The 4,748-nt window shown below is 69.5% G+C and carries 4 protein-coding genes; all 4 read right to left on the bottom strand.

Features of this window, described 5'->3' with window-relative positions; translation table 11 throughout:
- Nucleotides 1–8: 8 nt before the first annotated feature.
- Nucleotides 9–1,817, bottom strand: coding sequence for a hypothetical protein (locus HB724_RS20195; RefSeq protein WP_213982740.1), 1,809 nt, complete (start codon nt 1,815–1,817; stop codon nt 9–11).
- A 4-nt stretch (nt 1,818–1,821) separates the two neighbouring features.
- The gene (locus HB724_RS20190; protein WP_213982739.1) at nt 1,822–2,274 is read right to left on the bottom strand and encodes a phage tail protein; all 453 of its coding nucleotides are present in this window, start codon (nt 2,272–2,274) and stop codon (nt 1,822–1,824) included.
- 11 nt (nt 2,275–2,285) lie between these two features.
- Nucleotides 2,286–4,178 carry a phage tail sheath subtilisin-like domain-containing protein gene (locus tag HB724_RS20185; protein WP_213982738.1) on the bottom strand — a complete coding sequence of 631 codons (1,893 nt, stop codon included), beginning with the start codon at nt 4,176–4,178 and terminating at the stop codon, nt 2,286–2,288.
- Between the two features lie 19 nt (nt 4,179–4,197).
- A partial coding sequence (locus tag HB724_RS20180; protein ID WP_213982737.1) for a hypothetical protein occupies nt 4,198–4,748 on the bottom strand: 551 nt, incomplete at its 5' end.

Here is a 4,748-nt window from a genome sequence, read left to right as displayed (position 1 = left end):
GGCGCGGTTCAGCCGGTTTGTCCTCCGCCCTGCGGGGGGAGCGGGCGGGGCACCCCCCCCGGTCCCGCGGTCGTCACTGGCCAGGGATGGTAGAGCGCGCCATGCTGGAGCGCCGCCGCTTCATTGGCGGCGAGCCCTTCGGCCAGCCGATCGCGATGCGCCGCGGCGGCGTCGGCGCGATAATGCTCGGGCAGGCCGAGCAGCGCGAACTGGTCGCCCAGCGCGCCGCACAGCCGCAGCAGCGCGCGCTGCACGGTCAGCAGCGCATCGTCGCGATAATGGGCGGTATCGGCTTCCCAGCCGGCATTGCTGATGCGGAAGCCGGTGACGGCGGTGCGGCTGACATTGCCGTCCAGCTCGGCGCGCACCGCATAATAATAGCTGCCCGCGCGCGGGGCATCGACCAGCCGCTCCAGATCGGGGCCGCGCCAGATCTCGATCGCGTCCGAGAAATCGGCGCGCCCGGCCTCCATCAGCACATAGATGGCGTCGGGTTCGGAGGGGCTCCATTGCAGCAGCACCGGCCCCGGCTCCTCCGCATCGACCGGCAGGAAGGCGGGCATCGGCAGCAATCGCGTGCCGCAATCGAGGAAGCGCGTCGCATCGGGCGCGGATAGCGGCGCCTCGTCCTCGGGCGGGCAGGGACCGTCATGGCCGCGCCAGCTTGCCGGCACCGCGAAGGGCCCGGGGCGCGGCGGGTCGAGCGGTTCGGGGACCACCGGCGTCCAGCCCGGCTGGGCAGCATCGGGCACGGCGATCAGGCTCGGCTCGGGAAAATCGGTGCCGCCGGGCACGCACAAGGCGGCATGGATGCCGAACAGCGCGCGGTTGTTCGCCTCGCGCAGATATTGCGCCTGGGCGACCAGGCTCGCGCCCCGGCTGTCGGCAAGGCCGGGATCGAGGAACAGCTCGGCGTCGAAGCGGGAGAGCCCGTCGCGTTCGATCGGCGTGCGCGGGTCATGGACCGGGCTCGTCAACGGCGCCCAGTCTTCGGTGAGTCCAATCGGCAGCCAGGCGCGCGGCGGCGGGCCATCGGGCGCGAGCAGATCGCGCGCGGCCGCCACCCGGTCGGAATCGGCATAGGCGGCATCGTCGTCGAGCACCGAGAACCAGCTTGCGGGCGCATCGGGCGTCAGGCCGAACGGCCCCATGGTGACGAACCGGTCGCCATCGCCGATGCCCAGCACCAGCCGCAGCCGGTCGATCCGCTCGGGCGCGGCGGGCGGCGATGCCCAGTGCAGCGCTTCCAGTGCGCCATCGCGCGCGACCGCATAGTCGCGCTCGCCGGATGCATCGCTCAATTCGACAAGCTCGCCCGGCGCCAGCCCCTTGAGGTCGAGCGGGATCGCCACCCGCTCGATCCGCGCCGTCACCTGGATATGATCGGCCCAGCTTCCCAGGCTCGCGGCCCGGACGAAGGCGTCCCCCGGCGCTTCGTCCCGATGCAGCGCCGTGACTCCGGCCAGCCGGAAGCGCCCGGCGCTCGCCATGCCCTCGCCCAGGGGACCGTTCCCCCGCCACAGCGCCTCCAACGCCGCGCTCCGGCAGACGCGCACCACATGGCAGCGCGTCCCGCCATTGGCGAAGAAGGCGCGCACGCTGGGGCCGAGCGCGGCGGCATGGCCGGGCACCAGCGGCAGGTCGTCGCCGAACACCGCCCGGAACGCCGCCAGTCCCTCGATCGCCACCGGCCGATGGACCGGCCCCCGCGCGGCGAAACCCACGAACAGCGCCACGTCCATGCGCGGCATCGCGTCCGCCGCCGCCGGGGGACGGGGCGCGATCGCGAGGCCGGGCAGGAAGTGACGCAGATACATGCGCTCACTCCATCTCGAGCCGTTCATAGGCGAGGACCATTTCCTCCATCGCCACGTCGGTTCCCTTGGCGTTGAAGGGGCCGAAAGTGCTCTTGATGATCCGGGCGCGCAGCAGCTTCCACGTCATCACCGCATCGCTGTGGTCCTCGTTCTGGAGCGTGACGGTGACGGTGCGCAGCGCGCTCTGGTCGCCGTTGCGGATCTGGTCGAGCCATTTGTAGAGGTTGAGCGATCCGATCACGCCGCGCTTCAGCGTGACGTCGGTCGACTTGTTCATCCCGGTGATCTTCATCACCGAGTTTTCCTTGCTGTTTCCGGTCCGATACTCGGAAACGGTCACTTCCATGCCGATGCCGGAGACTTCCTGGAACCCGGCCTGGGCGCCGTCGGTCTGGCCGTCGCCGATATCGACGAGGAAGTTGAACTGCACATAGGGGCGGTCGCGCAGGACGGCCATGATGCTTCTCCTCAGATCTTGCGGTCGGCCGTCCACTGGCCGATGCGGAAGATGACGAATTCGGCGGGACGCAGCGGCGCGACGCCGACCAGGCAGACCAGCCGGCCGTTATCGAGATCGTTCTGCGACATGGTCGAGCGGTCGCACTTCACGAAGAACGACTTTTCCGGCTTGTCGCCGAGCAGCGCGCCGTTCTGCCACTCGTTCAGCAGGAAGTCGGCGATGGTCGAGCGCACATTCGCCCAGAGCCGCTCGCCATTCGGCTCGAACACCGCCCATTGGGTGCCCTTGTCGATCGACCGCTCCAGATAGGCGAAGTACCTGCGAAGGTTGACATATTTCCATTCGGGATCGCTCGACATGGTGCGCGCCCCCCACAGGCGCATGCCGCGGCCCTCGAAATAGCGGAAGCAGTTCACCCCCTCGGGGTTCAGCACCTCCTGGTGCGACTTGTTGAGCATGCTCTCGAAGCCGAGCGCGAGCGTCACCACTTCGTTGGCCGGCGCCTTGTAGACCGCGCGCTCGATGTCGTTGCGGGCATAGATGCCGGCGACGAAGCCCGAGGGCGGGTAATGATTCTCCTGCCCCGTCGCCGGATCGAGGATCCGCACCCAGGGATAATAATAAGCGGCGTAGCTCGAATCGTAGAGCGCGCGCAGCGCCCGCGTTTCGGCGATCGACTGGCTCTTGGCGGAATCGATCACGGCGATGCGGTATTTCATCCGCTCGCAATGGCCGATGAGCAGCGCGATCACGGTGCGCGCATCCGGCGTGTCGCGGCGGCTGGCGCCCGGCGCGGCAACGATCGAGATGTCCTCCAGCGCCTCGAACGCGACCAGTCCGGTCGAGCGGTTGCGGTCGTCGGTCGCGCCGCCATAGGTCAGCGCATCCGGCTCCAGCCCGTCATTGCCGTCGGTCAGGCGGACGACGACGCTGCGCTGCGCCGGGCTGCTGTCGCGATCGAGCAGCCGCGGCTCGAACAGTTCGTCGGCGCCGGGCGGCGAGGGCGGCGACAGCGGGTCGTCATAATCGTGGAGCGCCTGGAAATCCTCCATCACCGTCAGGCCGGTCGCGCCGTCCGCGGGCGTGAGCACGATCGGGATGGTGCGCGCCTGCGACAGGCTGGCCGGGGTCTCGGCGAAATAGGCGAACAGCGAATCCGGCGCCCCGCCGCTCTGGTGTTTCGGATCGAGTGGCAGTTCGGCGGCGACGAAGGTCGGCAGGTCGCCGGTCTCCGATTCGAACATCACCGTCACGGTGAGCGTACGGATCTCGATCCCGCTCGTTCCGGCATAGGTCGCCTGCAATTCCTGGCTCGTGCCCGCGCGATCGACCAGGTTCCAGGTCTTGTTGAGCGCGTCGCGCTCCAGCACCTGGAAGCCCGCGCCGCTCACATGCACGACGTCGCGATCCATCGCGCCGCGCAGGCTCACCGTGCCGTCGGTGTTATAGGCGAGCCGGTTCGGGCCGAGCTGGAAGGTGAAGGTGACGCGGCCATTGCCCGCCTTGCCGGGGAAGCGTGCCTTGACGTCCAGCTCCAGCTTCTCGGGCGGGGATGCGCCGATGCGATATTCGGCGCCGGCCCGGCCGTCGTCCGCCTCGCTCAGCGGCGTGAAGGCCCGCGCGACATAGAGCCGCTTGCCGCCCTCCTCGAAAAAGGCGCGTGCGGCGTTCCACATGTAATTGTCGATCTCGCCGACGCCCTCGCCGAAATCGAGCCTGGTCTTGCCGCCATAGGCCCGCTCGAACTCGACCAGGCTGGTGATGATCTCGGGCTCGATGTCGGTCGGGCCGTAGCGGGTCGCGCCGACGAAACCGGTCGTGGTGGTCGAGACCCCCTCGATCGACTTGGCGCGGAACGAGACTTCTTCGACGAAAACGCCTGGGGCGAGATATTCGGGCATCAGCTTACTCCTCTGTTCGTCATGCCGCCGCCATGATGAGGAAGGACGAGGGGCCGTCGGGGGTGTTGTCAGTCTTCAGCGTCAGCGGACGGCCGAAATGGAGCGCGAGCGGCGCGAGGGGCGCCGGCGGCGACTGGGTGGAGGCATAGAGGCCGCGCGGGTGATGGAGCTGGTCCATCACCTCGGCCAGCAGCGGGACGGTGCCCGCCGGCAGCAGCGTGGAATAGGCGGCATAGGCGATCGGCCAGGCCGGATCGGTCGGCCCCGGCGGCGGCGAACCCAGCCCCAGATTGGCGCGCGGCCATTCGGGATAGGCGAAGAACAGCGCGAAACGGCCCTCGGCGTCCGCCAGCCCGATGCCGAGCACGGTCCCGGCATGGCTCGCCGTCACCAGCGCCCAGGCAGCTGGCGCGCCGTCGTCCGCGCGATGGAGTTGTCCGCGCACCTCGGCGAGCCCGGCCGGCGCCCGGCGCCCCGGGCCGCGTAGGGGGGCGGACACTACCCGGCGGGCATTTCGCCCGATCCGTCCGGGGCCACGTTGCGGCGGACGCTGGTCGCGCTCGACCGGTA

Origin of the sequence: Sphingomonas sp. dw_22, assembly GCF_018449795.1 — a bacterium.
In the GTDB taxonomy this organism is placed as follows: domain Bacteria; phylum Pseudomonadota; class Alphaproteobacteria; order Sphingomonadales; family Sphingomonadaceae; genus Sphingomonas.
The sequence above is the reverse complement of the archived record's forward strand: the minus strand, read 5'-3'. Positions and strand labels throughout refer to the sequence as shown.

Coding starts and splice junctions, on each gene's coding strand:
- HB724_RS20195 (WP_213982740.1), bottom strand. CDS start 1,817: ATGTATCTGCGTCACTTCCTGCCCGGCCTCGCGATCGCGCCCCGTCCC.
- HB724_RS20190 (WP_213982739.1), bottom strand. CDS start 2,274: ATGGCCGTCCTGCGCGACCGCCCCTATGTGCAGTTCAACTTCCTCGTC.
- HB724_RS20185 (WP_213982738.1), bottom strand. CDS start 4,178: ATGCCCGAATATCTCGCCCCAGGCGTTTTCGTCGAAGAAGTCTCGTTC.